Here is a 25937-nt window from a genome sequence, read left to right as displayed (position 1 = left end):
TCCCCATACCCGCGTAAGTGACGAGGCGAGGCTAGCGGATACGGGGGCCCAGCAGTTGCTCGCGGAGTGCGGTCAGTTGGTGTGAATGCTCGACGGAGCGGGTCTCGTCGAGCGAGTCGAGCGCCAGCAGCAGTGCGTCGGCCACGATGATGCCGGTCAGCGGCTCGGCGCTGATGCCGGTGGGCGTGTGGGGGGCGGCCAGTACGGCGTCGACGCGGTCGGCGAAAGTGCCCCCCAATTCATCCGAGATGAGGATCACGCCGGCGCCCACCGCGTGCGCCCGGTCGATCAGGACCGTGAGCTCCCTGAGTTTGCGGCCGGGCTGGAAGATGACGACGGCCTCGCCGTGCTGGAGCGAGAGCAGGTCGTCGGCCAGCGCGAAGCCGGTGGCCGAGACCGCGCGGGCCCGGTGGCCACGGCGCCCCAGCTTGAGCGCGAAGTAGCGGGCCGACGGCTCGGAGGCGCCCGCGCCGTAGACGAGCACCGAGCTCGCGTGGGCCATCACCTCGAGCGCGCGCTGGAACGCCTCGGTGTCATAGAGCCGGCGGCAGTGGTCGAGGCGCTCGCGGGCCTCGTCGAAGACCCGGTCCCAGATCGCCGACAGGTCGTGGCCGACATGGCTGATGCGCTGCCGCATGCGTACGTCGGGCGCGACGGACGAGGTGAACTCACCGGCGAGCGCCCGCTTGAGCCCCGGCAGCCCGCCGAAGCCGAGCCGCTGCATGGTGCGGATCACGGTGGCGTTGCTCGTGCCGGACGCCGCGCCCAGCTCCTGCGCGCTGGAGAAGAGGATCTGCTCGGGCGCAGCGGAGATCAAGAACTGGCACACGGCTCGCTCGGCGGGCGACAGCTCGTCCCAGAGCTGCTTGACCGTGTTCCTGAGCTGCTCGATCGGACTGTGTGAATTTTCCATTACGAACCTTGACTCCTGTGTAGCGCTCATTACTCTTTCCTGGAAACGACCGCTACGGACTCGTTGCCTCACTGAAATGAACGTTACAGGCATCGGCCGGTCCAAGGAGCACCATTGAGCCTCACTTCCCTGCCCGTCGTCGAGATCGCCGGAGCTCCGCGAGAACGCGGGCGCCAGTACGGCGAGCAGGCCCGCGAACGGATCCACCGGGCGCTGGCCTACTACGCCGAGGCGTTCGCCCACTCCAGCGGCCTGGCCTGGCCCCAGGTGACGCAGCGGGCGGCGCGCTGGGTGGAGCCGAGCAAGGCCTTCGCCCCCGACCTGGTCGAGGAGATGGAGGGCATCGCGGAGGGCGCCGGCGTCGAGTTCCTCGACATCGTCGCGCTGAACGCGCGCGGGGAGATCATCTACGACACCACGTTCAACTCCATGGAGCCGGACGGGTGCACCTCCTTCGCCATGCTGGAGCAGGCGTCCGGCGACGGCCACGTCTACGCGGGCCAGAACTGGGACTGGCGCGCCGGCGTGGCCGACACGGTCATGGTGCTCAGGGTGGTCCAGCCGGGCAAGCCCACCGTGATCATGCACGTCGAGGCGGGCCAGGTCGGGCGGCAGGGGGCCAACTCGGCGGGCATCGCGCTCAACGCCAACGGGCTCGGCGGCCGCTTCGACGACGCGATCGGCGTGCCGCAGACGCTGATCAGGCGCCGGGTCCTCGACAGCGCCGACCTCAACTCGGCGCTGGAGGCGCTGACCAAGTCGCGGGCCCACATCGCCAGCAACGCGCTGGTCACCCACCGCGCCGGCTTCGCGATCGACCTGGAGACCACGCCCGGCGCGGTCGGCTGGATGTATCCCACCGACGGACTGCTCGTGCACGGCAACCACTACCAGGCGTTCATGCCGCCCCAGCTGGCCGCCACCTACCGCCCCGGCTCGGCCGACTCGCTGTTCCGGGTGCCGCGCGCGGAGGGCGGGCTGCGGGCCGTACGCCACGCGTCCGGCAGCGACGAGGCGCGCAAGCTGATCAGGCACGCCATGTCCGACCACCTCGGCTACCCCGAGTCGCTCTGCACCCACCCGGACGAGAGCCAGCCCCCTGTCAAGCAGTGGGCCACCCTGCTGTCGAGCTGCGTCGACCTCACCACGGGCGACTACTTGATCGCCGCCGGCACGCCCTGCGACCACGAGTACGAGCGCGTGCCCTGGAACCTCTACGACGGACCGCACGGAGAAGAGACGTTGTGAAGAAGACACTCGCTGTGGCCGGGCTGATCGGTCTCACCGCCGCGTGCGGTGGCCCGGCCGCCACGACCAAGGCGCCCGACCCGGCCAAGCTCACGCTGGTGAACCAGACGGCCAAGGCGACCGGCGCGCTCGACTCGGCCACCTGGCTGCTCGACGAGGAGCCGGGCACGCTGGACATGGACATCGACGGCAACACCGACAACCGCACGGTCCTGGCCAACGTCTGCGAGCGGCTCATGCAGACGCAGCCCGACATGACGGTCAAGCCGTGGCTGGCCGAGAAGGTCGACCAGCCCGACCCCAAGACCATGGTCATGACCCTGCGCAAGGACGCCACCTTCCACGACGGCTCGCCGGTCACCGCCGAGGACGTCGTGTGGAGCCTGAAGCGGCATTCGGGCGAGGGGATGGACGAGTCCGACGAGTTCGAGGACGTCGAGTCGATCAGCAAGTCCGGCGAGGGCCAGGTCACGATCGCGTTCAAGAAGCCGAACGCGCTGTTCGTCCAGGCCATGGCGGGCGGCGCGGGCATCGTGCTGAACCAGAAGGTCGTGGACAAGCTCGGCAAGGAGTACGGCACGCCGGGCCACCCGGATGCCTGCAGCGGGCCGTACCAGGTGAAGGACTGGAAGTCGGGCACCGAGCTGTCCATCGAGCGCTATGACGCCTACTGGAACAAGGACGTCAAGCCGCTCACCAAGACGGTGACCTTCAAATGGGCCGGCGACACCGCGCTGGTCAACAGCCTGACGACGGGCGCGGCCGATGGCGCCTACCTCTCCAGCACCGGCCCTGCGGTCGCGCTGCAGGGCAACCAGGCGGTCAATGTCGCCTACGGGCCCACCACGCGGGTGTTCGTGCTGCTGCCCACCGACCGCGGCGTGCTGAAGGACCCGAAGATCCGCCGGGCGCTGTCACTGGCGGTCGACCGGGCGGGCATCGCCAAGTCCGGGTTCGCCGGGCTGGCCAGGCCGTGGAAGGTGCCGGTGGGCGCGGGCGCCTGGTCGTACGAGAAGCAGGCCTTCCAGGCCGCCTACGACCAGCTGGCCGGCGCGCCCGAGACGCCGTCTCTCGACGAGGCCAAGAAGCTGGTCCAGGAGGCCGGAACGCCCAAGGAGCCGATCGTGGTGGCCACCAACGGGGACGAGACCCGTACGGTGATCGCCAACGCGGTGGTCGACGCGGCCAAGAAGATCGGGCTCACCGCGCAGATCAAGACCGTGCCGCCGTCGGAGTTCGGCAGCTTCTACACCGACAAGGCGCTGCGCGCCCAGGTCGACCTGGTGCCCGACGACTGGTACATCACCAAGTCCGACCCGATCGGCTTCTACGACAACGGCCTGACGGGCTCGGCCAACAACTGGGTCGGCTTCAGCTCGCCCGAATATGACGCGCTCGTCGCGAAGGCGCTGGCGGGCACCGACGACGCCCAGCGCGCCAAGGACGTCATCGAGCTGCAGCGGCGCTTCACCGCCGACATGGTGTGGATCTCGCTCGTCGAGGTGCCGTCCGCGGTCGTGCTCGGCGGCAAGGTGACCGGGCCGCCCGCCTCCCAGGTCTACATGGGCTACCCGTGGGCCGCCGACCTCGGGGCCAAGGGCTGAGCATGATCCGCAAGCTGGCGGGGGTGCTCGCGACGCTGCTGGTCACCTCGTTCGTCATCTTCGGGGCGTCGTACGCGGCGCCCGGCGACCCGGTGACGTTCCTGGCGGGCGGCAAGGAGAACCTGACGCCCGAATACCTGGCGGCCGTCCGCGCGCAGTACCACCTGGACGACCCGTTCCTCGTCCAGTTCGGGCGCTGGCTCGGCGACGCCGTGACCGGCGACCTGGGCCGGTCCACGCAGTACAACGACCAGGTGGGCGATCTGCTGGCGGCGCGGTTGCCGAGCACGCTCGGGCTGGTCGCCTACGCGGCCGTGCTGTTCGTGGTGTTCGGCATCGCGCTGGGCGTGCTGGCGGCGGTAGGCGGCGGGCGGACCGACGCGGCGGTGGTGGCGGGCACGACGTTCGCCACCTCCGTGCCGCCGTTCGTGGTGGCCACCGTGCTGATCTCGCTGTTCGGCGTCCGGCTCGGCTGGTTCCCCGTCATGGGCGGCGGCTCGCTCTGGCACCTGACGCTGCCGGCCGTGACGCTGGCGCTCGGCGCGCTGGCGATCATCAGCCGGGTCACCAGGCAGGCCATGGTCGAGCAGCGCGAGCTCGACCACGTGACCGTCGCCCGCGCCTCCGGGCTGTCCGAGCGGCTGATCGTGGTCAGGCACGTCTTCCGCGGCGCGCTGGGCCCGATCGTGACCATGTGCGGGCTGGTGACCGCCGGGATGCTGGCCGGGACGGTGACCGTGGAGACCGCGTTCGGCCTCAGCGGCATCGGCTCGCTGCTGGTCAACGCGATCAACACGCACGACTTCCCCGTGACGCAGGCGGTGCTGCTGCTCATGGTCACCGCCTACATCGTGGTGACCACGCTGGTGGAGCTGGTCCAGCCGCTGATCGACCCCCGAGCAAGGAGGCGGGCATGACCGCTGTCGCAACGCTGTCCCCGCGCCCGGCCCGGCCGCTCGGCTACCTGCTCGCCGCCGCCTTCCTCGGCCTGGTCGTGGTCGGCGCGGTGTGCGCGCCGCTGATCACGCCGTTCGAGCCGGACGCGGTCGACTTCGGCGCCTCGCTCGCGCCGGTCTCGCCCGAGCACCTGCTCGGCGCCGACCAGTCGGGCCGCGACCTGCTCACTCGCATCCTGTACGGCGCCCGCACCTCGCTGGTCGGCCCCCTGCTGCTGCTGGCCATCGCCTCGGCCCTCGGCGTCGCCCTGGGCACGCTGGCCGCCTGGCACCGGGGCTGGGTCGACGCGGTGGTGTCCAGGGTGACCGACGTGATGTACGCCTTCCCCGGGCTGCTGTTCGTGGTGCTGATCGTGGCCGTCTTCGGCAACGGCATGACCACGGCGGTCATCGCGCTGGGCCTGGCCTACGCGCCGACGATCGCCAAGTACACCAGGAGCGTCGCGCTGGCCGAGTGCGGCAAGCCCTACATCGACGCCTATCGGGTGCAGGGCATGGGCGGGCTGGCGATCTGCGTGCGCCACCTGGTGCCGAACATGGGGCGCTCGATCGTCGGCTACCTCGTGGTGCTGTTCGGCGAGGGGCTGATGAGCCTGGCCACGCTGAGCTTCCTCGGGTTCGGCGCGCAGCCGCCGTCGTCCGACTGGGGCCTCATGGTCAAGGAGGGGCAGCCGGCCATCGTGCAGGGCGCCTTCCTGCCCGTGCTGGTGCCCGGTGCGGCCATCGCCCTGGTGGTCGTGTCGTTCAACGTGATCGGCGTACGGCTCGCCGACCGCATGGGCGTGAGGGGAATCTGATGCTGCTCTCCGTGGAGGACCTCACGATCGAGGCGGGCGGCCGGCGGCCGATCCTGCGCGAGGTGTCGCTGAGCGTCGGCAAGGGCGAGGTCGTCGGCCTGGTCGGCGAGTCCGGCTCGGGCAAGTCCACGATCGCCCGCGCGGTGCTGCGCCTGCTGCCGCAGAGGGCGCGGGTGTCGGGCCGGGTGCTGGTCTCCGGCGACGACGTGCTCTCGATGAGCCCCGCGGCGCTCAGGGACCTGCGGGCCGCCCAGGTGTCGATGATCTACCAGGATCCGCGCTCGTCGCTCAACCCGGTACGCCGGATCGGCGACTTCCTCACCGAACGCATGATGCTCACCCTGGGCCGGTCCAAGGAGGAGGCCCGTACGCGGGCGCTGGAGCTGCTGGCCGCCGTCGGCATGCACGATCCCGAGCGGTGCGTGCGGCAGTATCCGCACGAGCTGTCCGGCGGCATGCTCCAGCGCGTGGTCATCGCCGCCGCGCTGGCCGCCGACCCCGCCCTGCTGCTGGCCGACGAGGCGACCAGCGCGCTCGACGTCACCACCCAGGCCGAGACGCTCGCGCTGCTGCGCCGCATCCAGGCCGAACGGGAGCTCGGCATGCTGTTCATCACGCACGACCTGCACCTGGCCGCCGCCTACTGTGACCGGGTGCACGTGCTGTACGCCGGTGCGGTGGTGGAGTCCCGGCCGGCCAAGGAACTTTTCGCGGACCCGAGGCACCCGTACACGGCCGGGCTGCTCGCCTGCACGCCCGAGCTCGGCGACCCGCGCCCGATCCGCCCCATCCCCGGCCGGCCGCCGTCTCTCGACGACGCGTTCACCGGCTGCCCGTTCGCGCCACGCTGCCCGCACGCCACCGGCGACTGCGACTCCTGGCAGCCGCGCCCCCTGACCGTCGCGGGCGGCTCGGCCGCCTGCCGCCTCGTGGAGGCATGATGCTCGCCGCTCACGGCTCGGTGCCGCCCGTACGAAATCAGATGCTGGCCGTAGAGAAGCTCAGCAAGTCCTTCCAGGGCACCGTGGCCGCCGACGAGGTCTCCTTCGAGCTGGCGCCGGGCGGCTCGCTCGGGCTGGTCGGCGAGTCCGGCTCCGGGAAGACCACCATCGCCCGCATGCTCGTCGGCCTGGTCACCCCCGACTCCGGCACGATCACCGTGGCCGGCCGCGCCCGCGGCCCGAAGGAGCGCGGCAAAGCGGCCAGGCTCCGAAGAGCACGCGAGATCCAGATGGTCTTCCAGGACCCCTACCTCTCGCTGGACCCCCGGCTGACCGCGACCGAATGCCTGCACACCTCGCTCCGCCTGCACGGCAAGCCGCCCGCTCGCGCCGCCGAGCTGCTCGACCAGGTGGGCCTGGGCAGCCGCGAGGCCGGAGCGCGCCCGCACCAGCTGAGCGGCGGCCAGCGGCAGCGCCTCGCCATCGCCAGGGCGCTCGCGGTCGAGCCGTCGGTGCTGGTGCTCGACGAGGCCGTGGCCGCGCTCGACGTCTCCATCCAGGCCCAGATCCTGGAACTGCTGGCCCAGGTACGTCGCGACGCGGGCGTGGCCCTGCTGTTCGTCAGCCACGACCTGGCCGTGGTCCGGCACCTGTGCGAGGAGACGCTGGTGCTGCATCGGGGGGTGGTCGTGGAGCGGGGCCCGGTCGAGCGGGTGCTGGCCGAGCCCGAGCACCCCTACACGCGCCTGCTGCTGGCCTCGGTGCCCGGCCCCGGCTGGGATCCGGCCAAAGTGGTGCGTTGAGCCCACGGTCCAGGTGGTGCGTTGACCGCACGGTCCAGGTGGTGCGTAGCGTCGGTCCAGGCGGTGCGTAGGGTCGGTCCAGGCGGTGCGTCAGCGCGCGGTCCAGGCGGACTTGTTCGCGGTGGCGTAGTCGGTGAAGTCCCGGGCGGGCCGGCCGAGCGCCTGGTGGACGCCGTCGGCGAGGTAGGCGTTGCGGCCGTCCAGGACCTCGGCGAACAGCCCGTTCAGGCCCTCGATCTCGTCCTCCGGCACGCCCTGCTCGCGGGCCCCGGCCGCGAACTCCTCAGCCGTCACCGGTAGGTAGACGATGTCCCGGCCCGTCGCCTTGGACAGCTCGGCGGCCACGTCCGCGAAGGTGAGCAGCCTCGGCCCGGTCAGCTCGTACAGCTTGCCGCCGTGGCCCTCCTGGGTCAGCGCCGCCACCACGACGTCCGCGATGTCGTCCACGTCCACGAACGGCTCGGGCACGTCCGCGATCGGCAGCGCGATGACCCCTTCGAGCACCGGGTCCAGCAGGTAGCCCTCGCTGAAGTTCTGCATGAACCAGCTACACCGCACGATCGTCCAGTCGGCCCCTGACGACTGGACGACCTGCTCGGCCGCCTCGGCCATGGGCTCGCCCCGGCCGGAGAGCAGGACCAGCCGGCCGACGCCGCCGGCCACGGCGAGCGAGGCGAAGGCGTGGACGTCTTCGAGGGCGCCGGGGAAGGCGAGGTCGGGATAGTAGGTCACGTACACGGAGTCGACGCCGTCCAGCGCGGGCGCCCACGTGGATCGGTCGGTCCAGTCGAAGGGCGGTCGCGCGGAGCGGGAGCCGATCCGCCACGGGTGGTCGAGAACGGTGAGCCTGTTCGCCACACGGCGGCCGGTCTTGCCGGTGCCGCCCAGCACCAAAGTTGTCATGACTCAAGTAAGCCGCCGAAGCCTGAGACTCTCCATGCTTGAGAAGCGCAATCCCATATGCGATCGTCTAACCCATGGACCAGCTTGCCGCCCTCCTCGACGGTCCGCGGGCTAGGGGCGCCTTCATGCTCCGCTGTATGCTCGATCCGCCCTGGTCGCTGCGTATCCAGGACGAGGCTCCGCTCACGGTGGTGGTGATGGTGCGCGGGGAGGCGTGGGTGGTGCCCGATGAGGGGGACGTCGTCCGGATGTGCCCCGGGGAGGTGGCGATCATCCGCGGGCCCAAGCCGTACACGGTGGCCGACAACCCCGCCACGCCGCCGCAGATCGTCATCCACCCCGGCCAGCACTGCACGACGGTCGATGGAGTGTCGCTCGCCCAGGCCATGGACCTGGGCGTACGCACCTGGGGCAACTCCGCGGACGGCGAGACCGTGATGATCACCTGTGCCTACCTCATGGAGGGGGAGGTGAGCAGGCGGCTGCTGGAGGCGCTGCCGACGCTGCTGGTCCAGCGGGGCGACCCGCTCGTCCCGCTGCTGGGCGCCGAGATCGTCAAGGAGCAGCCGGGGCAGGAGGCGGTCCTCGACCGGCTGCTCGACCTGCTGCTCATCTCCGTGCTGCGGTCGTGGTTCGCCACCCACGAGGCGCCGGCCTGGTATCGGGCGCAGAGTGATCCGGTGGTGGGCCGGGCCATGCGGATGCTGCACAACAACCCGGCCCACCCGTGGACGGTCGCCGCGCTGGCCGCGCAGGTGGGCGTCTCGCGGGCCTCGCTGGCCAGGCGCTTCACCGAGCTGGTCGGCGAGCCGCCCATGGCGTTCCTGACCGGCTGGCGGCTGGCTCTGGCCGCCGACCTGCTGCGCGAGCCCGACGCGACGGTCGGCTCGGTGGCCAGGCAGGTCGGCTACGGCAGCCCGTTCGCGCTCAGCGCGGCCTTCAAGCGGGTGCGCGGCGTCAGCCCGCAGGAGCATCGGGGGGCGGTCCGGTGAGACCGCAGCCCGCAGGGGCGCCGGGCGGTCCGATGAGACCGCTGCTGCTGATCGACGTCGACGGGGTGCTCAACCCGTTCAGCCGGCCCACGCCCGACTTCCGCCGCTACCACTGCACGGTCGGCGACCAGGTCTACACCGTGCAGCTCAACGCCAGGCACGGCACCAGGCTGCTGGAGCTGGCCCTGGTCACCGGGGCCGAGCTGGTCTGGGCGACGACCTGGGAGGAGCACGCCAACGAGTGGATCGGGCCCCGGCTCGGCTTGCCCGCGCTGCCCGTCATCCCCATGGGACCGGGATCGGAACAAGGCGGTTTGTACGGGGAAATGTTTAAAACCCCGCACGTAGCCGCCTATGTCGGTCGCAGACCGTTCGTGTGGTTCGACGATCAGGTGTGGCTGGAGGACGAGGAATACCTCAGGGGCACTCAGGGTCTCGATGATTTCCTGCTCATTCATGTTGATCCGAGAAAGGGTCTGACCAGCCAACACCTCGCTCAGGCGCACGAGTGGCTGACCCTCTCAGGGTTTTCTCAGGGTGCCTAGTGGGATATCTCCTGCCTGGACATCCGTTTTCCAGATAGGTGCAACCACACGGAGGAAACGATGTACCGCTCACGAGAGCACAGAATCCTGGCCGGCGTCTGCGGCGGTCTCGCCGACAAGATGGGCCTGCCCCCCACCCTCGTCCGGATCCTCTGGCTGCTGCTGTCGCTCATCCCCGGCCCGCTCTGGGTGGTCTACGTGGCCATGTGGATCCTCGTCCCCGAGGAGCCGAAGCGCTACTAGGGCGACCTATCCTGGAACGCATGAGGGCTAGGCCGCTGACACTCGTCCAGGATGAGCTCGTCGATTACGACAAGGCGATGGAGCGCATGACCGACCTCGTCGGTGAGCGCCAACGAGACGAGCGGCCGGACACGCTCTGGCTGCTGAGCCACCCGTCGGTCTACACGGTCGGTCGCCGTACGCCGGTGACCCACCTGCCGGACCCGTCGCGCGGCATCCCCGTGGTCGAGACCGGCCGCGGGGGCCAGCTCACCTACCACGGTCCCGGCCAGCTCGTCGGCTACCTCATCGTCAAGCTGGGCGAGGAGGAGGGCATCGTCGACTACGTACGGGAGGTCGAGCTCCGGCTGGTCGAGGCCCTGGGCGCGCTGGGGCTGCCCGCGGAGCGCCGCGACACCCCGCCCGGCTCCGAGCTGCTGACCGGCGTCTGGACGTCCGAGACGGGGCGCAAGGTCGTGTCCATCGGGATGCGGCAGAGCCGTGGCGTCACCAGCCACGGCTTCGCGCTCAACGTCGACGGCGACCTGGAGCCGTGGCACTGGGCCGTCGCCTGCGGCATGCCCGACGTGGACATGACCTCGCTCAAGAGAGAGCTGGAGGCCACGTCCATGGAGACCGTCCGCGCGGCCGTGGCCACGGCTTTCGAAGCGTCCTAAGACACGTCCTAGCGTCTTAAGACACGTCCTAAGGCATGGGCAGTTCGTCGATGGTCCGGCGGGGCCCGGTGAACCAGTGCTTGGCCGACAGCTTCCACCACAGGGCGATGCCGAGCAGCACGACCCCGACCAGGACCGGCGCGTAGTTCACGTCCGTCCAGGTGAAGTTCTCGTTGCCGGGGATCGCCGAGGGCTTGATCGGCATGATGAAGTAGATCGAGATGATCACGATCTCAATGCACGCGATCCAGCACATGACCCGATATTTCCGGCCAAGCGTCCACGGGCCGGGCCGGAAGTCGTCGCCCATGCGCAGCCGCAGCCAGATCGGGATGAGGAACGCCAGGTAGAGCCCGATGACCGCGATCGACACGACGGCGAGGAAGGCCACCGGAGTGGTCGAGCCGGCCGGCGCCCAGAGCGCGGGCAGCGTGATCAGCGCGGCCACCACGCAGCCGGCGAGGATCGCGTTGACCGGCGTCCGGTTGCGGTCGACCTTCGACCACAGCCGCCAGCCCGGCACGGCGCCGTCTCGCGAGAACGCGTAGGTCATCCGCGACATCGAGGTCACGCAGCTCATCCCGCAGAAGAACTGGCCGATCGTGGAGATCGCGAAGACCGCGGTGGCCAGCGGCGAGGAGAGCGCGGTCTCGAAGATGGCGCCCACGAAGCCGCCCTGCTTGTTGATCTCGTCCACGTTCGTCGCGGCGAACAGGAAGGCCAGCAGCAGGATCCAGCCGCCGATCGCCGAGTAGAAGATCGACTGCCAGAGTCCGCGGGCGGCCGCCGTTGAGGCGCCCTGCGTCTCCTCCGACACGTGCGCGCAGGCGTCGAAGCCGGTGATCGTGTACTGGGTGAGCAGGAAGCCCAGCGGCAGCACGTAGAACCAGAACGGTATGCCGCCGTCGCCGTCGCCGAAGCCGGAGTTGTTGATGGTGTCGGTGAAGACGAAACCGACCGTCTGGTGGTGGCTCGGAGCGAAGATCAGAATCGCCACCACGATCGCGGCACCCGCCACGTGCCACCAGACCGAGACGTTCTGCAGCATGGAGATGAGCCGGTGGCTGTAGATGTTGATCAGCGCGTGCAGCACCAGAATGATCACGAACAGCAGGAACGCGTTACCGAGCGAGGCGTCCCAGCCGCCGCCGGTGAGCCGGTTGATGGTGATGTTCAGGAATGTCGCGCAGCCGTAGTCGACCGACGCGGTGACCGCGATGAGGCCGATCAGGTTGAGCCAGCCGGTGAACCAGCCGTGGATCGGCTTGCCCATCGTGGCGGCCCACCAGTAGATGCCGCCCGCCGTCGGGTACGCGGAGACCAGCTCCGACATGCAGAGACCAATGATCAGGATGAAGATGGAGATCAGCGGCCAGCCCCAGGAGATGGCGATGGGACCGCCGTTGTTCCAGGCCTGGCCGAAGGTGGTGAAGCAGCCGGCGAGGATCGAGATGATGGAGAAGGAGATGGCGAAATTGGAGAAACCGCTCCAGGTCCTTGACAGCTCCTGTTTGTAACCGAGCTCGGCGAGGCGCCTGGAATCCTCTTCTGTGGTCATTGAGGTCTCCTTGGGGGGATGCGCGGCGGAGGACTCTCTAGGATTTGGTCTATCTCTAGACCATTTCCATGTCACAGGCAAGGCGTTACAGCGGAGTTTCGAGCTGGTAAGGACCGTTCTTTACCTAAATGTGGACCTCGTCGCTAAATGCGCAGTACAAGCCACGGCGGCGCCCACGGCGTACCAGAACAGGTCGGGCGGGTTGAACGTGCTGCCCAGCAGCGGCTGGAGCAGTGGCGGGATCTCCCAGAGCTGGGCGAACTCGATCGCCCAGCTCAGCGCGGTCGCCCCCAGGGCGGCCCACAACGGCCGGACTCGCGGCAGGACGAGCACGACGAGCAGGTAGATCAGGACCGTGTAGAGCGCGTCGCCCGCGTACTTCGCGAACGGTCCGTCCCACAGCAGCCGCACCCCCAGCCCGGCCAGGACGGTGACGACAGCGGCGGCGAGCGCGGCCCAGCGAGACATTTGGCTCACGTTAGTAGCATCGGCCTACATGAGCGCGACGATGGTGGTCAAGGACCTTGCGGCGGGGCACGGCGAGCGGATCCTGTTCTCGAACCTGGATCTGGTGGTGGCCCCCGGCGACGTCATCGGGCTCGTCGGGGCCAACGGCGCCGGGAAGTCCACGCTGCTGCGCCTGCTGGCCGGGATCGACCGGCCCGAGCAGGGCTCCATACGCCTCAGCCCGGCCACGGCCACGGTCGGCCACCTGCCGCAGGAGCCGGAGCGCCGCCCCGGTGAGACGGTCGGGCGGTTCCTGGCCAGGCGCACCGGCGTGGAGCAGGCGCAGCGGGAGCTCGACGACGCCACCCAGGGCCTGGTCGAGGCGCGGCCGGGCGCCGACGACGCCTACAGCGTCGCGCTGGAGCGCTGGCTCGCGCTCGGCGGCGCCGACCTGGAGGAGCGGGCGGCGGAGATCGGGCTGCCGGTGGGCATGGACCAGCCCATGACCTCGCTGTCGGGCGGCCAGGCGGCCCGCGCGGGGCTGGCCTCGCTGCTGCTCAGCCGCTACGACCTGTTCCTGCTCGACGAGCCGACCAACGACCTCGACCTCGACGGGCTCGACCGGCTGGAGGGCTTCGTCCAGGGCTTGCGGGCCGGCACGGTGGTGGTCAGCCACGACCGGGAGTTCCTGGCCAGGACCGTCACCAAGGTGCTGGAGCTGGACCTGGCCCAGCAGCAGATCCGCCTGTACGGCGGTGGCTACCAGGCCTACCTGGACGAGCGCGAGGTGGCCAGGAGGCACGCCCGCGAGCGGTACGAGGAGTACGCCGACACCCGCGCCCAGCTGGAGTCCCGCGCCAGGACGCAGCGGGCCTGGATGGAGAAGGGCGTCAAGAACGCCCGGCGCAAGGCGACCGACAACGACAAGATCGGCCGCAACACGCGCATCGAGACCACCGAGAAGCAGGCCGCCAAGGCCCGCCAGTCGGAGAAGCTCATCGAACGCCTCGAGGTGGTCGAGGAGCCGCGCAAGGAGTGGGAGCTGCGGATGGAGATCGCCGCCGCGCCGCGTTCCGGCGCGGTGGTGGCCACGCTGCGCGGCGCGGTGGTCAGGCGGGGCGCGTTCACGCTCGGCCCGGTCGACCTGGAGATCGGCTGGGCCGAGCGGGTGGCGATCACCGGGTCCAACGGCTCGGGCAAGACGACGCTGCTGGCCGCGCTGCTCGGCCGTACCCCGCTCGACGAGGGGCACGCCACCCTCGGGCCGGGCGTGGTGGTCGGCGAGGTGGATCAGGTCAGAGGGCTGTTCGAGGGCGGGGAGCCGCTGCTCGACGCGTTCGCCGCGCAGACACCGGAGCTGCCGCCCGCCGAGGTGCGGACGCTGCTGGCGAAGTTCGGGCTGCGGGCCGCGCACGTGCTGCGGCCCGCCGACACGCTGTCGCCCGGCGAGCGTACCCGCGCGGCACTGGCGTTGCTGCAGGCTAGAGGCGTTAATCTACTCGTGCTGGACGAGCCGACGAACCATCTCGACCTTCCCGCGATCGAGCAGCTGGAGTCGGCCTTGTCGAGCTATCCAGGCACGCTGCTGCTCGTCACCCACGACCGGCGGATGCTCGACGCCGTGCACGTCGATCGTCGCCTGAGACTGAGCGACGGGTCAGTTCTCGAGTCGGTCTGAAAATTTACACCGCTCAAGGAAACGAAGATGAAACAATTTTCCGGACCTCGTTGACACGCAGTGTTCGTATGGTGTGCCTTTCTCTACACAGGACACCCCCGCCTGAAGGTGAGGCACAATGAGGAAATGGTTCGCACGCCTGGCTCTGCTGGGCGTAGCGGTATTAGTCGCAGGTCAGGGCCAGGCGGCCCAAGCCGCGGAACCGGCAGCGGGGAAGAAGATCGTCCGCATCGGCGCCACGCAGTCGATGGACTCGATGAACCCCTTCCTGGCGGTCAGGCTGGTCTCGTCGGCGGTCCAGCGCGAGATGTACAGCTTCCTGACCACGCCCGACCCCAAGACGCTCAAGCCCAGCCCGGACCTGGCCGAGTCGTGGACGACCTCGCCCGACGGGCTCACGTGGGTCTTCAAGATCCGCAGCACCAAGTGGTCCGACGGTCAGCCGGTCACCGCCGAGGACGCGGCCTGGACGTTCAACAAGGTCATGACGGATGACGCGGCCAAGACCGCCAACGGTCCGGCCGTCGAGAACTTCGAGAGCGTCACCGCCAACGGCCAGGAACTGACCATCAAGACCAAGGCGCCGCAGGCGTCCATGCTGGAGAACCCGATCCCGATCATGCCCAAGCATGTCTGGGAGAAGGTCACCGACATGGCCAAGTACGAGGCCGACGTCTACCCGGCCGTGGGCAGCGGGCCGTACATCGCGGTCGAGCACAAGAAGGACCAGTTCGTCAAGCTCAAGGCCAACCCCGACTACTGGCGGGGCAAGCCCAAGGTCGACGAACTGCAGTTCATCTTCTATGACAACCCGCAGGCCGCCATCGCCGGTCTGAAGAAGGGTGACATCGACCTGATCGGCCGCATGACGCCGCCGGACTTCGAGTCGATCAAGGGTGACCCCAACATCGAGCAGTGGAACACCCAGGGCCGCCGCGCGGCGTACCTGGAGGTCAACCCCGGCGCCACCACCACGGACAACAAGCCTGTCGGCGACGGTCACCCCGCGCTGAAGGACCCGAAGGTGCGCACCGCGCTGCACTACGCGATCGACAAGCAGAAGCTGGCCGACGAGGTGCAGAGCGGCCTGGCCAAGCCCGCCGACGGTTCGATCATCCCGCCGCTGTACAAGGAGTTCTTCTGGGAGGCCACGGGCGACCAGAAGGTCACCTACGACGTCGCCAAGGCCAACAAGATCCTCGACGACGCCGGCTACAAGAAGGGCGCCGACGGCGTCCGTACGATGCCCGACGGCAAGAGGAAGCTGGAGTTCCGCTTCAGCATCCACACCGACACCCCGATCGAGGACAAGCTCGCCGAATACCTGACGGGCTTCTTCAAGGAGATCGGCGTCACGCTGACCACGGTGAAGCTCGACTCCAGCAAGTTCAGCGAGCAGACGGGCGTCACGGGGCTCTACGACATCGCGATCAGCGGCTGGTCGGTCAACCCCGACCCCGAAGAGGTCCTGGCCACGCACCTGTGCAGCCGCCGGCCCACCCCGTCGGGCGAGGGTGGCGGCACCGAGTCGTTCTACTGCGACCCGACCTTCGAGAAGCTCTACCAGGAGCAGCTCAAGGAGCTGGACCGGGCCAAGCGCGTCGAGATCATCAAGAAGATGCAGGAGCGCCTCTACACCGACGCTCCGGTGATCGCGATCTACTACCCGAACGACCTTGAGGGCTACCGCAAGGACCGCATCACCAGCATCACCCCGGTTCCCGAGGACAAGGGCCTGATCTACGGCGGCAGCAGCGGCTACCCGTTCTACGCCATGGACGTCAAGGCCACCGGCGGCACCAGTGCGGCCGGCAGCGACGGCGGCTCCAACACCGGCCTCATCGCCGGTGTGGTCGGCGGCGTGGTGGTCATCGGACTCGTGGCCTTCCTCTTGACCCGGCGTCGCAAGAGCGTCGCCGACGAGCGCGAATGACCACACCGCTCGAAGCAGCGGAGCCCGCCGTCCAGGCGGCGGGCTCCGGTGATGACCGCCCCGCCTACCGCGGCACGCTGAAGTACGCGCTGTCGAAGGTCGGCGGGGCGTTGTTCAGCATCGCGATGGTGATCGTCGGCACGTTCTTCGTGTTCCGGCTGCTGCCCGGCGACCCCGTGCGCAACCTCGCGCAGGGCCGCAACATGACCCCGACGCAGCTCGCCCTGGAACGGCACCGGCTCGGCCTGGACAAGTCGCTGATCGACCAGTTCTTCGACTTCGTCGGCAAGACGCTCCACCTCGACCTGGGCACCTCCTACGAGTACAACCGGCCGGTCCTCAGCCTCATCGGCGAGCGCTTCCCCGCGACGCTGCTGCTCGCGGGCGGGGGCCTGGTCATCGCGGTCAGCCTCGGGATCTGGCAGGGCCAGCGGGCCGGATGGCAGCGCGGCAGCCGCTTCGACCAGGTCTCCACGGGCATCTCGCTGGTGTTGTGGTCCATGCCGACGTTCTGGCTGGGGCTGCTCCTGCTCATGGTGTTCGGCGTCGGGATCGGCCCGATTCCCGGCATCTTCCCGACCCGGGGAATCGAGAGCGTGGACGCGCCCGACGGCTTCGCCTACGTGCTCGACGTCGGCATGCACATGGTGCTGCCGTGCCTGACCCTCGTGGCCGTGGTCTATGCCCAATACCTGCTGGTCATGCGCTCGTCGCTGCTGGAGGAGGTCAGCCAGGACTACGTGAACGTGGCCCGCGCCAAGGGCCTGCGCGACGACCAGGTGCGCCGCCGCCACGCGGTCCCCAACGCGCTGCTGCCGACGGTGACGCTGGTCTTCATGCGCATCGGCTTCGTGGTCGGCGGCGCGGTCACCGTCGAGACGATCTACAGCTGGCCGGGGCTCGGGCAGCTGTTCTACGAGGCGGTCAGGGTGCCTGACTTCACACTCATGCAGGGCACGTTCATGCTGATCACGGTGGCCGTGATCCTCATGAACACGCTGGCCGACGTGGTCTATCACATCATCGACCCGAGGGTGAGGTCGGCATGACCGCCGTGGCCACGTCCCGCAGGCGTCTGGCGCTCGGCCGCTTCTGGCGCAGTTTCCGTCAGGAGCGGGCCGGGATGGCCGGGCTGGTGGTGCTCGTCACCGCGGTTCTTCTGGCGCTGGTCGCGCCCCTGTTCATCAGCGACGGCGTGACCAGCGTGGTGTCCGGCACGGGCGCCAAGTGGGCGGCGCCCAGCCTCGCGGAACCCTTCGGCACCGACGAGTCCGGCCGGTCCGTCCTGCTGATGGTCTGGTGGGGCTCGCGTACCTCGCTGCTCATCGGCTTCCTCGCCGCCCTGCTGAGCATCGTGATCGGCATGGTCATCGGCATCGCCGCCGGGCACTTCCGCGGCTGGATCGGGGCCGCGCTCATGCGGGTCACCGACTGGTTCCTGGTGCTGCCCTCGCTGATCACCGCGCTGGTGCTGGCGGCCATCCTGGGCGGCAGCACGGCCACGATCATCGTGGCCATCGGCATCACCACCTGGCCGTCCACCGCCCGGCTGATCAGGTCTCAGACGCTGTCCGTCGAGGCCAGGCCGTACATCGAGCGGTCCAAGGCGCTCGGCGGCGGGCACTGGCACATCACCACGCGGCACGTGCTGCCGAACGTGGCGCCGCTGCTGCTGGCCAGCACCACGCTGGAGGTCGCCAGCGCGATCGTCACCGAATCCACGCTGGCCTTCCTCGGCGTCAGCTCGAACAAGACCTCCTGGGGCACGATGCTGCGCGCGTCCTACGACTTCGGCGCCGCCACCCAGGGCGCGTGGTGGTACATCCTCATTCCCGGCCTCTGCATCCTGGCCGTCGTGATGGCGTTCACGCTGGTGGGACGCGCGCTGGAAGCCGTGCTCAACCCGCGACTCAGGAAGGCGGGCGCATGACTCTCCTCGAACTCGACGACCTCTCGGTGACCTACCGGATCGCCTCCGGCGAGGTGCCCGCCGTACGGGGAGTGTCGCTGAAGCTGGAGTCAGGCGCGGCGCTCGGGGTAGCCGGTGAGTCGGGATCCGGCAAGTCGACGCTGGCCATGGCGCTGCTGCGGCTGCTGCCGCGTGACGCCCGCGTCGGCGGCCGGATCCTGCTCGACGGCGAGGACATCCTGGCCATGAAATGGGGCCGCATGCGCGCGGTCCGCTGGGCCGAGGCGTCGATCGTCTTCCAGGGCGCCCAGCACGGTCTCAATCCGGTTCGCAAGATCGGCGACCAGATCGCCGAGCCGCTGCTGGTGCACAACCTGGCCAAGCCCGACCAGGCCGGCAAGCGGGTGGCCGAGCTGCTCGAACAGGTCGGCCTGCCCGCCTGGCGGGCCCGCAGCTACCCGCACGAGCTGTCCGGCGGCCAGCGGCAGCGTGTGATGATCGCGATGGCCCTGGCCTGCTCGCCCCGGCTGATCATCGCCGACGAGCCGACGACCGCGCTCGACGTGATGGTCCAGGCCCAGGTCCTGACGCTGATCAAAGAGCTGATCGCCGAGCGGAACATCTCGCTGATCATGATCTCGCACGACCTGTCGGTGCTCGCCGACGTCTGCGGGCAGCTCGCGGTCATGTACGCCGGCCGCGTCGTGGAGCACGGCCCGTCGCGCGAGGTGTTCCACGAGGCCAAGCACCCCTACACGCGGGCACTGGCGGCGGCGTTCCCCACGGTCGGCGACCCGGTGTCGCGGCTGGCGCCCAAGGGCCTCGGCGGCGATCCGCCGGACCCGATGGACCTGCCCACCGGCTGCGCCTTCCATCCGCGCTGCCCGGTGGCGCTGGAGGAGTGCGCGACCCTCGATGTCGGGCTCTGGCCCGCGGGCGACAGCCGTACCGCTGCCTGCGTGCACGTACGGGCGAAGGAGGAGGCCTCATGACCGAGACGGAGACGTCCTCGGAGACCGTCGCCACGGGGCACACCACCCTGCTGGAGGCCCGTGACCTGCACGTGGAGTTCCCGTCGCGCGGGCGGCGGGCCCGCGCGGTCGACGGGGTGAACCTGGCGATCGGCGCGGGCGAGATCGTCGCCCTCGTCGGTGAGTCCGGCTGCGGCAAGACCACCCTGGCGCGCACGCTGATGGGCCTGGAACGGCCCACGTCGGGGTCGGTCGTCTATGACGGTAAGGAGCTGGACTACCACTCCAAGGCGCTCAAGGCGTACCGGAAGGTCGTTCAGCTGGTCCTCCAGGACCCGATGGGTTCGCTGAACCCGCGGCACACCGTCTATGAGGCGGTCGCCGAGGGGCCGCGCATCCACGGCCTGTCCGGCGAGCGGGAGATCGTGGCCGAGGCGCTGTCCAGGGCCGGGCTGCGGCCTCCTGAGCGGTTCTTCCTGCGCTACCCGCACGAGCTGTCGGGCGGGCAGCGTCAGCGCGTGGTCATCGCCGGCGCGCTGGCCCTCAACCCGAAGGTGCTGGTCGCCGACGAGCCGGTGGCCTCGCTGGACGCCTCGGTGCGGGGCGAGATCCTCGCGCTGCTGCTCCGGCTCCGCACGGACCTGGGCCTGTCGGCGCTGGTCGTCACCCATGACCTCGGGCTGGCCTGGAACATCGCCGACCGGGTCGCGGTCATGTACCTCGGCCGGATCGTCGAGGTGGGGCCGGTCGAGCAGGTGCTGACCGCGCCGCGCCATCCGTACACGCAGGCCCTGATGTCGGTGCTGCCGGAGTCGCCCGAGCGGATCGTGCTCATGGGCGAGCCGCCGGATCCGACGCGGATCCCGGGCGGCTGCCGCTTTCACGCCCGCTGCCAGGTGCTCGCCTCCGGCAAGGCGGCCGAGGCGGGCGTGGACGCCAAGTGCAGGTCGCAGCAGCTCGACATCCTGCCCGCCGCTCCGGCGGCGCGGGCGGCCTGCCATTACGCGGAGCTCAGCGCTTGAATGCCGTGGCGTGCTCGGCGGCCCACTCGGCGAAGGAACGCGCTGCCCGGCCGGTGACCTGCTCAACGGTCGGGACCACCGTGTAGCCGACCTCGGGGGTGTTGCCGAGCGCGCCGATGAGGAACTCGATCGTCTCCGGGCCCATGCCGTCGGCGCTCCACTTCGCGCGGGCCTCGGCCTCGGAGAGTTCGACGAAGCGGATCTCCTGGCCGACGGCGTCGCTGAGGATGCGCACCTTCTCCGTGGTGGTGACGGCCTGCGGGCCGGTCAGCGTGTACGTCTTCCCCGCGTGGCCATCGCTCGTCAGCACGGTGGCCGCCACCGCGGCGATGTCACGCTCATGCACCATGGCGCTGAGCCGGCTGCCGAACGGCTCCCTGATGGCGCCCTCGGCCTTGATCGTCTGGGCCCACCACTGGAGCGTGTTGGACATGAACTCGACCGGCGTCAGCAGCGTCCACTCCAGCTCACTGGCGGCCAGGGCCTGCTCCAGGGGGCCGTCGGCGCGCCCGCCCAGGACGGTGACCTTGCGCACGCCCGACTTGACGGCCAGCTCCACGATCTGCTCGCCGGTCTTCAGCGGCGAGTAGTCGTCGCCGGCGAAGTTGATGAGGTGAACGGCCTGGACGCCCTCGAAGGCGGTCGTCAGGCTGCCCGGCTCGGCCAGGTCCCCGGCGACGACCTCCACGCCCTCGGGCAGGCCGGCCTTGGCCGGGTCGCGGGTCAGGGCGCGCACCTGGTGCCCGTTCCGGGCGAGCTCGTCGACGATGAGGCGGCCGACGGTTCCGGTGGCACCGGTGACGAGGATCGTCATGACAGGCTCCTTCTGGCTTTATGCGGAACGGAACGTTCGATTCCTTACTCTACCAGAACGGAATGCTTTATTCCACATAAGTTTTCAGCGTGATGGCCGTCGCGGCGCGGGCCATCGGCCCGGTGACGCGGTCGATCATCCGGTCGCGGCCGGGCAGGTGGGGGAGCAGCCTGAGCATCCTGGTCTGGAACCAGATGACCGCGCGTGAGGGAAGCACCATGCCCTTGACGTTGGCCGGGCCCAGCTGCTGGTTGGCGTCCACGAAGGCGCGCATCTCCCGCTCGTAGCCGTCCACGCCGCCGCCGGCGGCCAGCTCACCGGCCAGCACGTACGCCCCCACCAGGGCGAGACTGGTGCCCTGGCCCGACGCCGGCGAGGCGCAGTAGGCGGCGTCGCCGACCAGCACGACCCGGCCCTTTGACCAGCGGTCCATGTGGATCTGGCTGACGGAGTCGAAGTAGAAGTCCGTCGACCCGCGCACGGCCTCCAGCAGCGCCGGCACCTCCCACTCGACCCCGGCCATGGCCTGGGCCAGCAGCTCCTTCTGCTGGGCCAGGTCGCGGCGGTCGTAGGCGAGCGGCTGCGACGACCACATGAACAGCGCCTTGGCGTTGCTGTCCTGCTTGGTGCTGTAGACGTTCGCGGTCCGGCCGGGGGCGGCGTGGACCGCCTCCTCGCGGTCGAGGCCCAGGCGGTTGGGGACCGTACAGATCGAGATGTAGTAGCCCAGGTCGCGGACGAACGCCGACTCCGCGCCGAAGACCAGCCCGCGCGTGTTGGAGTGCATCCCGTCGGCCCCGACGACCAGGTCGAACCGCCGCGGCGCCGACCGCTCGAACGTCACCGTCCCGTCCTCGGCGATGCCGGTGATCGAGTCGTCGAAGAGGTATTCCACGTCGTCGCGGGTCAGGTCGTAGAGGAGCTCGTTGAGGTCGCCGCGCATGATCTCGGCGTCGGCGCCCTCGCGCCCGCCGAACAGGTCGGCGTCCATCTCCGCGATCCGCCGGCCCTTGCCGTCGTAGTGCGTCGCGATCCGCATCTCGGTGCTCCTGGCGCGGACCGCGTCGAGCAGGCCCATCCGCTCGACCACGTCGAGCGCCACGCCGCGGATGTCGACCTTGTAGCCGCCCTCGCGGATCGAGGGCGCCCGCTCCACCACGGTGGGGGTGAAGCCGTGCTGCCGCAGCCAGTAAGCGGTCGCGGTGCCGGCGATGCTCGCGCCGGAGATCAGGATGTTCGTCATGCCCTGAAAGGTACACACGTCTCAGACGCTTGTCTAGTACGGATTTCTGAGACGCTCGTGTTAGACTCTGGGCATGGGAAATCGTGAGGATCTGCTGGCCGGGGCCAAGCGCTGCCTGATCGAGAAGGGCTACTCGCGCACGACGGCGCGCGACATCGCCACGGCCTCCGGAGTGAGCCTGGCGGGCATCGGCTATCACTTCAGGTCGAAGGACGCGCTGATGAACGAGGTGCTGTTCGAGGTGATGCGGGAGTGGGGCGACGACCTGGCGGCGACGCTGACCGCCGACGTCAAGCCCGCCGACGTCAAGGCCAACACGGAGCCGCTCGAACGCTTCGAGGCGGCATGGGACCGGGTGATCGAGTCATTCGACCGGCTGCGGCCGCTCTGGGTCACCCAGTTCGAGCTGCTGGGCCAGATCGACCACCTGCCCGACATCCGGGAGCAGCTCGTGGCCGGCATTCAGGAGGGCCGACAGGGGCTCGCGGAGTTGTTCGAGGGCATCGACCCGGCGGCGGAGCCGGAACGGGCGCGGCTGGTCGGCACGTTCTACCAGGCCATGCTGACGGGGTTCCTGTCGCAGTGGCTGATCGATCCCGACAGCGCGCTGTCGGGCCGCGAGGTGGTCGCGGCCCTGCGCATGGTCCAGAGATAGCTTCTCGGGTGGGTCGGAAGGCGCTGATCGTGGCGCGGGTTTGAAAGCGCGGGTCAGAAGGCGCTGATCGTGGCGGGCGCCCGCTCGGCCCTGCTCAGGGTGCGGATCACCGCCGTCGCGCCATGACGGTGTACGGCCAGCCGCGCCAGCAGCTCGACGACCGGCTCGACGACCGAGGGCGGCAGCTCGGGAGTCTCCACACCCACGCTGGCGGCCAGGTCGTCGGAGTGCACGACCAGCTCCATCAGGCGGGTGAGCAGCAGGTCGTCGAACCGGAGCGACCAGCCCGACCACGGCAGGTACACCACCTTGTCGCTGGGCTGCGCGGGCAGGGCGACCCGCTGCCGGTCGAACAGCTCGCCCGCCCTGGCGGCCAGCGCCACCGGGCCGTCGGCGGCGGCCACCTCACCGGCCCGCCGGATGCCCACGTTGCTCTCGTGGTCGAGACCCGCCTGCACCCACGGCGACCTGGTGAAGTGCTCGATCAGCGGGATCGGCTCACCGATCGGTCCGCCGTCGTCGAGCAGGCTGTCGACCCGGACGATCTGGTGGGCCAGGTGCGCGGCCAGGCCGGCCACGCTGAACTCGGTCAACGCGCTCGGCTTCTCCCACGCGGCGGCCACGGCCGGCTCACGCAGCAGCGCCACCGCGGACGACGCGGCGACCAGATAGGACTCCCTGATCTCCCCCATGTCCCGCCTTTCCCCGTTTTCTGGTGGTGACCCGGCAAAGACTATCCGGGGCGGTGTCCTGATCGTCAGCCGAGGGCTCGCTTGATCGCCGCCCTGATGAAGACCCTGGCCAGGGTTCCGCGCCTGAACCGGCTCAGGAACGGCCGCGGCAGGCCGTACCTGCGGGCTCGGATGTCCTCCACCACGTTCATCGGCGCGCCGAGCTCGGCCAGCACGTCAAGGGCCTCCCGTTTGGTGATCAGCCGCCCGTCCCGCAAGGTGACCGTCGCCCGCGCCACGGTGATCATCCCGAGATCCACCCAGATGTCGCGCAGCCACAGCTTGCGCGCGCGTGTCTTGACCAGCCAGAAGTCCCGGAGATCCGCCCGGATGAACTCCTTCAGCTCCTCGTCCGACACCGGCGGCAGCAGGCCCGCGGGCGGCTCGCCGTACAGCTCGAGAGCGCCCGCGTGCAGCTCACGACGGGTCACCGGGGTGACCGGCCGCTCGTACAGCTCCTGGTGCGCCCAGGTCACATGGTCGGTCGCGAAGTCGCCCAGCCGGTGCCTGGGCATGTAGGAGCAGTGCAGATGCTCGGCGAGCGGCAGAACGAGCTCCTCGTGCAGCTTGGCCAGCCGTTGCCGCTGCTCCTCGGTGATGTCCGTCTCGACCACCGCGATGAGATCGAGATCGCTCTTGCCCGGCTGGTAGTCGCCCGCCGCGAGCGACCCGTGCGCCCACAGCGCGACCAGGGGCACGGCCGGCCTGATGTCGTGCAGGAAACGGGTTAGCAGAAGATCGGTGGGCGCATGCATGATGGCCACTATGGTCGACACGAGACGCGACGGAAAAGTGGCCCTGGTCACCGGTGTGGGCCGCACTGTCGGCATCGGCGCCGGCATCGCCCGCCGGCTGGCTGCCTCGGGCTGGGACATCGCCTTCACCTACTGGTCCCCGTACGACGAGCGCATGTCCTGGGGCGCCGAACCGGGGGCGGCCGACGCGATCGGCGAAAGCCTCGCCGGACGCGGCGCGGCGATCGAGGCCGACCTGACGGACGCCGACACCCCCGCACGGATCTTCGACGAGGCCGAACGCCGGCTGGGCAACGTCACCGCCCTGGTGATGTGCCACTGCGAATCGGTCGCCTCCGGCCTGCTCGACACCACCCTCGCGAGCTTCGACCGCCACTTCGCCGTCAACGCGCGGGCCACCTGGCTGCTGGTCCGTGAGTACGGCCGCCGCTTCTCGGGCGCCCACGGGACCGGCCGGATCATCGGCCTCACCAGCGACCACACCGTCGGCAACCTGCCCTACGGCGCGAGCAAGGGCGCACTGGACCGCATCGTCCTGGCCGCCGCCCGCGAGCTGGCCCACCTCGGCGTCAGCGCCAACGTCATCAACCCGGGCCCGGTGGACACCGGCTGGATGTCGGACGACATCCGGGAGCGCCACCTCCGCCAGACCCCGCTCAACCGCCTCGGCACGCCCAAGGAGACCGCCCACCTGGTCGACTTCCTGTGCTCACCAGAGGGCCAGTGGATCAACGGCCAACTGCTGCTGAGCAACGGCGGCTTCGCCTAGAGCGCGTGCCCGCCCGCCACTTGCAGGACCTGACCGGTGATCCACCGAGCCTGGTGCGAGGCGAGGAACACGACGGCGTCGGCGATGTCGGCGGGCTCACCCACCCGCCCCAGCGGCACGATCTCGCCGGCCCGCGCGTACGTCTCGGCGTCCATCCAGCCGGTCTGCACCGGGCCGGGAGCCACCGCGTTGACCCGGATGCCGGCCGCGCCGAGGTCGAGGGCGGCCGCCCGGGTGAGGGCCTCCAGCGCCGCCTTGGACGTCCCGTACCCGATCTGACCGGGGAAGGCGCGGGCGGCGTCCGTGGAGACGTTCACCACGCACGGCTCGCGGCCGTCCCGCTGCCGGCTCGCCAGTTCGGAGATGAGCAGCGCGGGGGCGATCGCGTTGACCTCGTAGTGGCGGCGCAGGCCATCGGTGGTGAGGGCGCCGAAGGTGTCCGGGGTCTCGCAGTGCGCGGCGTTGTTCACCAGCACGTCGACCGGCCCCAGCAGCCGCTCGACCGCGTCGAACAGCCGCCGCGCCGCGTCCGGCTCACGTAGATCGGCGGGTACGGCCACCGCGTCCCGGAGCCCGGCGGCCAGCGCCTCGGCGACGTCCGCGGCGGGGGTGACATGCTCCCAGGTGACGCCCGGGGGAGCGGTTCTCTCGCTGAAGTAGTGCACCGCCACCCGCGCCCCCTCAGCCGAGAAGGCCCGCGCGACCGCCGCCCCGATCCCGCCACTGGCGCCGGTGACGAGAACGGTCCGACCGGCGAGTTTCGTATCGACCATCCGAGGAGCATGTCGTGATAAATCCCTCATGGCGAGCCATGGGGGACCGGACCCGGCCTTTTGTCAGGGCGCGCTTTG

At 69.9% G+C, this 25937-nt stretch carries 27 protein-coding genes; 18 read left to right on the top strand and 9 right to left on the bottom strand.

Annotated elements, in window-relative coordinates; all coding sequences use genetic code 11:
• Positions 1-31: 31 nt before the first annotated feature.
• A complete protein-coding gene (locus AB0B61_RS16925) occupies positions 32-913 on the bottom strand; it encodes a MurR/RpiR family transcriptional regulator (protein WP_358432299.1) in 882 nt (293 codons plus the stop codon).
• Positions 914-1027: 114 nt separating this feature from the next.
• On the opposite strand from AB0B61_RS16925, the gene AB0B61_RS16920 reads away from it, so the two are divergent.
• The 6 genes from AB0B61_RS16920 to AB0B61_RS16895 are packed head-to-tail and all read left to right on the top strand — an operon-like array spanning position 1028 to position 7262.
• Positions 1028-2161: a C45 family peptidase gene (locus AB0B61_RS16920; protein ID WP_358432297.1), complete on the top strand. Its 1134-nt coding sequence runs from the start codon at positions 1028-1030 to the stop codon at positions 2159-2161.
• Positions 2158-3765 (top strand): ABC transporter substrate-binding protein, encoded by a 1608-nt coding sequence (locus tag AB0B61_RS16915; protein ID WP_358432295.1) that lies wholly within the window; start codon positions 2158-2160, stop codon positions 3763-3765. The genes AB0B61_RS16920 and AB0B61_RS16915 overlap by 4 nt, the downstream gene beginning before the upstream one ends.
• A gap of 2 nt (positions 3766-3767) precedes the next feature.
• Positions 3768-4682 carry an ABC transporter permease gene (locus tag AB0B61_RS16910; RefSeq protein ID WP_358432293.1) on the top strand — a complete coding sequence of 305 codons (915 nt, stop codon included), beginning with the start codon at positions 3768-3770 and terminating at the stop codon, positions 4680-4682.
• Entirely contained in the window at positions 4679-5518 is an 840-nt protein-coding gene (locus AB0B61_RS16905) for an ABC transporter permease (RefSeq protein ID WP_358432291.1), read from the top strand. Before AB0B61_RS16910 ends, AB0B61_RS16905 begins: the two co-directional genes overlap by 4 nt.
• Positions 5518-6459 (top strand): ABC transporter ATP-binding protein, encoded by a 942-nt coding sequence (locus AB0B61_RS16900; RefSeq protein ID WP_358432289.1) that lies wholly within the window; start codon positions 5518-5520, stop codon positions 6457-6459. The genes AB0B61_RS16905 and AB0B61_RS16900 overlap by 1 nt, the downstream gene beginning before the upstream one ends.
• On the top strand, positions 6456-7262 hold the full coding sequence (locus AB0B61_RS16895) for an ABC transporter ATP-binding protein (RefSeq protein WP_358432287.1): 807 nt from the start codon (positions 6456-6458) through the stop codon (positions 7260-7262). The genes AB0B61_RS16900 and AB0B61_RS16895 overlap by 4 nt, the downstream gene beginning before the upstream one ends.
• A 90-nt stretch (positions 7263-7352) precedes the next feature.
• Here AB0B61_RS16895 and AB0B61_RS16890 read toward each other — a convergent pair whose 3' ends face one another.
• Positions 7353-8165, bottom strand: a complete 813-nt coding sequence (locus tag AB0B61_RS16890) for an NAD(P)H-binding protein (RefSeq protein ID WP_358432285.1) — start codon at positions 8163-8165, stop codon at positions 7353-7355.
• A 74-nt stretch (positions 8166-8239) separates the two neighbouring features.
• Between AB0B61_RS16890 and AB0B61_RS16885 the strand changes: the two genes are divergently transcribed.
• From AB0B61_RS16885 to lipB, 4 genes are read left to right on the top strand one after another with little or no spacing between them, the layout of a single operon-like run.
• Positions 8240-9157 carry an AraC family transcriptional regulator gene (locus AB0B61_RS16885; RefSeq protein WP_358432283.1) on the top strand — a complete coding sequence of 306 codons (918 nt, stop codon included), beginning with the start codon at positions 8240-8242 and terminating at the stop codon, positions 9155-9157.
• A gap of 32 nt (positions 9158-9189) precedes the next feature.
• The gene (locus AB0B61_RS16880; protein ID WP_358432281.1) at positions 9190-9702 is read left to right on the top strand and encodes an HAD domain-containing protein; all 513 of its coding nucleotides are present in this window, start codon (positions 9190-9192) and stop codon (positions 9700-9702) included.
• 60 nt (positions 9703-9762) lie between these two features.
• Positions 9763-9945: a PspC domain-containing protein gene (locus tag AB0B61_RS16875; RefSeq protein ID WP_219529398.1), complete on the top strand. Its 183-nt coding sequence runs from the start codon at positions 9763-9765 to the stop codon at positions 9943-9945.
• 20 nt (positions 9946-9965) lie between these two features.
• Positions 9966-10601, top strand: coding sequence for a lipoyl(octanoyl) transferase LipB (gene lipB, locus AB0B61_RS16870; protein ID WP_358432279.1), 636 nt, complete (start codon positions 9966-9968; stop codon positions 10599-10601).
• A 28-nt stretch (positions 10602-10629) separates the two neighbouring features.
• On the opposite strand, the gene AB0B61_RS16865 is transcribed toward lipB, so the two are convergent.
• The gene (locus AB0B61_RS16865; RefSeq protein WP_358432277.1) at positions 10630-12159 is read right to left on the bottom strand and encodes an amino acid permease; all 1530 of its coding nucleotides are present in this window, start codon (positions 12157-12159) and stop codon (positions 10630-10632) included.
• A 120-nt stretch (positions 12160-12279) separates the two neighbouring features.
• Entirely contained in the window at positions 12280-12627 is a 348-nt protein-coding gene (locus AB0B61_RS16860; RefSeq protein ID WP_358432275.1) for a DUF2809 domain-containing protein, read from the bottom strand.
• A 28-nt stretch (positions 12628-12655) separates the two neighbouring features.
• Between AB0B61_RS16860 and AB0B61_RS16855 the strand changes: the two genes are divergently transcribed.
• The 6 genes from AB0B61_RS16855 (at position 12656) to AB0B61_RS16830 (ending at position 20119) form a co-directional block, all read left to right on the top strand.
• The gene (locus AB0B61_RS16855; protein WP_358432273.1) at positions 12656-14284 is read left to right on the top strand and encodes an ABC-F family ATP-binding cassette domain-containing protein; all 1629 of its coding nucleotides are present in this window, start codon (positions 12656-12658) and stop codon (positions 14282-14284) included.
• Between the two features lie 118 nt (positions 14285-14402).
• Positions 14403-16217, top strand: coding sequence for an ABC transporter substrate-binding protein (locus tag AB0B61_RS16850; protein WP_358432271.1), 1815 nt, complete (start codon positions 14403-14405; stop codon positions 16215-16217).
• On the top strand, positions 16214-17266 hold the full coding sequence (locus tag AB0B61_RS16845) for an ABC transporter permease (protein ID WP_358432269.1): 1053 nt from the start codon (positions 16214-16216) through the stop codon (positions 17264-17266). The genes AB0B61_RS16850 and AB0B61_RS16845 overlap by 4 nt, the downstream gene beginning before the upstream one ends.
• Entirely contained in the window at positions 17263-18147 is an 885-nt protein-coding gene (locus tag AB0B61_RS16840) for an ABC transporter permease (RefSeq protein ID WP_358432267.1), read from the top strand. Before AB0B61_RS16845 ends, AB0B61_RS16840 begins: the two co-directional genes overlap by 4 nt.
• Positions 18144-19118, top strand: coding sequence for an ABC transporter ATP-binding protein (locus tag AB0B61_RS16835; protein WP_358432265.1), 975 nt, complete (start codon positions 18144-18146; stop codon positions 19116-19118). The genes AB0B61_RS16840 and AB0B61_RS16835 overlap by 4 nt, the downstream gene beginning before the upstream one ends.
• Positions 19115-20119 (top strand): ABC transporter ATP-binding protein, encoded by a 1005-nt coding sequence (locus tag AB0B61_RS16830; RefSeq protein ID WP_358432263.1) that lies wholly within the window; start codon positions 19115-19117, stop codon positions 20117-20119. Before AB0B61_RS16835 ends, AB0B61_RS16830 begins: the two co-directional genes overlap by 4 nt.
• Here AB0B61_RS16830 and AB0B61_RS16825 read toward each other — a convergent pair.
• A complete protein-coding gene (locus tag AB0B61_RS16825; RefSeq protein WP_358432261.1) occupies positions 20109-20933 on the bottom strand; it encodes an NAD(P)H-binding protein in 825 nt (274 codons plus the stop codon). The two genes, AB0B61_RS16830 and AB0B61_RS16825, sit on opposite strands and share 11 nt — an antisense overlap.
• 67 nt (positions 20934-21000) lie before the next feature.
• Positions 21001-22176: an FAD-dependent monooxygenase gene (locus AB0B61_RS16820; protein ID WP_358432259.1), complete on the bottom strand. Its 1176-nt coding sequence runs from the start codon at positions 22174-22176 to the stop codon at positions 21001-21003.
• 73 nt (positions 22177-22249) lie between these two features.
• Between AB0B61_RS16820 and AB0B61_RS16815 the strand changes: the two genes are divergently transcribed.
• Positions 22250-22831, top strand: coding sequence for a helix-turn-helix domain-containing protein (locus tag AB0B61_RS16815; protein ID WP_358432257.1), 582 nt, complete (start codon positions 22250-22252; stop codon positions 22829-22831).
• A gap of 53 nt (positions 22832-22884) precedes the next feature.
• On the opposite strand, the gene AB0B61_RS16810 is transcribed toward AB0B61_RS16815, so the two are convergent.
• Both AB0B61_RS16810 and AB0B61_RS16805 read right to left on the bottom strand, forming a co-directional pair.
• Positions 22885-23523: a maleylpyruvate isomerase N-terminal domain-containing protein gene (locus AB0B61_RS16810; RefSeq protein ID WP_358432255.1), complete on the bottom strand. Its 639-nt coding sequence runs from the start codon at positions 23521-23523 to the stop codon at positions 22885-22887.
• 65 nt (positions 23524-23588) lie between these two features.
• Complete coding sequence (locus tag AB0B61_RS16805) at positions 23589-24317, bottom strand: nucleotidyltransferase domain-containing protein (RefSeq protein ID WP_358432253.1); 729 nt, start codon at positions 24315-24317, stop codon at positions 23589-23591.
• A gap of 10 nt (positions 24318-24327) precedes the next feature.
• Here AB0B61_RS16805 and AB0B61_RS16800 point away from each other — a divergent pair, with 10 nt between their 5' ends.
• A complete protein-coding gene (locus AB0B61_RS16800) occupies positions 24328-25086 on the top strand; it encodes an SDR family oxidoreductase (protein WP_358432251.1) in 759 nt (252 codons plus the stop codon).
• Here AB0B61_RS16800 and AB0B61_RS16795 read toward each other — a convergent pair.
• Positions 25083-25859: an SDR family oxidoreductase gene (locus tag AB0B61_RS16795; protein ID WP_358432249.1), complete on the bottom strand. Its 777-nt coding sequence runs from the start codon at positions 25857-25859 to the stop codon at positions 25083-25085. The genes AB0B61_RS16800 and AB0B61_RS16795 overlap by 4 nt on opposite strands.
• Positions 25860-25937 lie beyond the last annotated feature (78 nt).

It is taken from the genome of Nonomuraea sp. NPDC049158 (genome assembly GCF_040648335.1).
Classification (GTDB): Bacteria; Actinomycetota; Actinomycetes; order Streptosporangiales; family Streptosporangiaceae; genus Nonomuraea.
The sequence above is the reverse complement of the archived record's forward strand: the minus strand, read 5'-3'. Positions and strand labels throughout refer to the sequence as shown.

Excerpts from the sequence above, each read along its gene's own strand:
- AB0B61_RS16840 (WP_358432267.1), top strand. The coding sequence starts at position 17,263 with ATGACCGCCGTGGCCACGTCCCGCAGGCGTCTGGCGCTCGGCCGCTTC.
- AB0B61_RS16925 (WP_358432299.1), bottom strand. The coding sequence starts at position 913 with ATGGAAAATTCACACAGTCCGATCGAGCAGCTCAGGAACACGGTCAAG.
- AB0B61_RS16795 (WP_358432249.1), bottom strand. The coding sequence starts at position 25,859 with ATGGTCGATACGAAACTCGCCGGTCGGACCGTTCTCGTCACCGGCGCC.
- AB0B61_RS16910 (WP_358432293.1), top strand. The coding sequence starts at position 3,768 with ATGATCCGCAAGCTGGCGGGGGTGCTCGCGACGCTGCTGGTCACCTCG.
- AB0B61_RS16890 (WP_358432285.1), bottom strand. The coding sequence starts at position 8,165 with ATGACAACTTTGGTGCTGGGCGGCACCGGCAAGACCGGCCGCCGTGTG.
- AB0B61_RS16865 (WP_358432277.1), bottom strand. The coding sequence starts at position 12,159 with ATGACCACAGAAGAGGATTCCAGGCGCCTCGCCGAGCTCGGTTACAAA.
- AB0B61_RS16855 (WP_358432273.1), top strand. The coding sequence starts at position 12,656 with ATGAGCGCGACGATGGTGGTCAAGGACCTTGCGGCGGGGCACGGCGAG.
- AB0B61_RS16880 (WP_358432281.1), top strand. The coding sequence starts at position 9,190 with ATGAGACCGCTGCTGCTGATCGACGTCGACGGGGTGCTCAACCCGTTC.
- AB0B61_RS16900 (WP_358432289.1), top strand. The coding sequence starts at position 5,518 with ATGCTGCTCTCCGTGGAGGACCTCACGATCGAGGCGGGCGGCCGGCGG.
- AB0B61_RS16835 (WP_358432265.1), top strand. The coding sequence starts at position 18,144 with ATGACTCTCCTCGAACTCGACGACCTCTCGGTGACCTACCGGATCGCC.
- AB0B61_RS16850 (WP_358432271.1), top strand. The coding sequence starts at position 14,403 with ATGAGGAAATGGTTCGCACGCCTGGCTCTGCTGGGCGTAGCGGTATTA.
- AB0B61_RS16800 (WP_358432251.1), top strand. The coding sequence starts at position 24,328 with ATGGTCGACACGAGACGCGACGGAAAAGTGGCCCTGGTCACCGGTGTG.
- AB0B61_RS16875 (WP_219529398.1), top strand. The coding sequence starts at position 9,763 with ATGTACCGCTCACGAGAGCACAGAATCCTGGCCGGCGTCTGCGGCGGT.
- AB0B61_RS16825 (WP_358432261.1), bottom strand. The coding sequence starts at position 20,933 with ATGACGATCCTCGTCACCGGTGCCACCGGAACCGTCGGCCGCCTCATC.
- AB0B61_RS16885 (WP_358432283.1), top strand. The coding sequence starts at position 8,240 with ATGGACCAGCTTGCCGCCCTCCTCGACGGTCCGCGGGCTAGGGGCGCC.
- AB0B61_RS16845 (WP_358432269.1), top strand. The coding sequence starts at position 16,214 with ATGACCACACCGCTCGAAGCAGCGGAGCCCGCCGTCCAGGCGGCGGGC.
- AB0B61_RS16820 (WP_358432259.1), bottom strand. The coding sequence starts at position 22,176 with ATGACGAACATCCTGATCTCCGGCGCGAGCATCGCCGGCACCGCGACC.
- AB0B61_RS16860 (WP_358432275.1), bottom strand. The coding sequence starts at position 12,627 with ATGTCTCGCTGGGCCGCGCTCGCCGCCGCTGTCGTCACCGTCCTGGCC.
- AB0B61_RS16905 (WP_358432291.1), top strand. The coding sequence starts at position 4,679 with ATGACCGCTGTCGCAACGCTGTCCCCGCGCCCGGCCCGGCCGCTCGGC.
- lipB (WP_358432279.1), top strand. The coding sequence starts at position 9,966 with ATGAGGGCTAGGCCGCTGACACTCGTCCAGGATGAGCTCGTCGATTAC.
- AB0B61_RS16815 (WP_358432257.1), top strand. The coding sequence starts at position 22,250 with ATGGGAAATCGTGAGGATCTGCTGGCCGGGGCCAAGCGCTGCCTGATC.
- AB0B61_RS16830 (WP_358432263.1), top strand. The coding sequence starts at position 19,115 with ATGACCGAGACGGAGACGTCCTCGGAGACCGTCGCCACGGGGCACACC.
- AB0B61_RS16810 (WP_358432255.1), bottom strand. The coding sequence starts at position 23,523 with ATGGGGGAGATCAGGGAGTCCTATCTGGTCGCCGCGTCGTCCGCGGTG.
- AB0B61_RS16805 (WP_358432253.1), bottom strand. The coding sequence starts at position 24,317 with ATGCATGCGCCCACCGATCTTCTGCTAACCCGTTTCCTGCACGACATC.
- AB0B61_RS16895 (WP_358432287.1), top strand. The coding sequence starts at position 6,456 with ATGATGCTCGCCGCTCACGGCTCGGTGCCGCCCGTACGAAATCAGATG.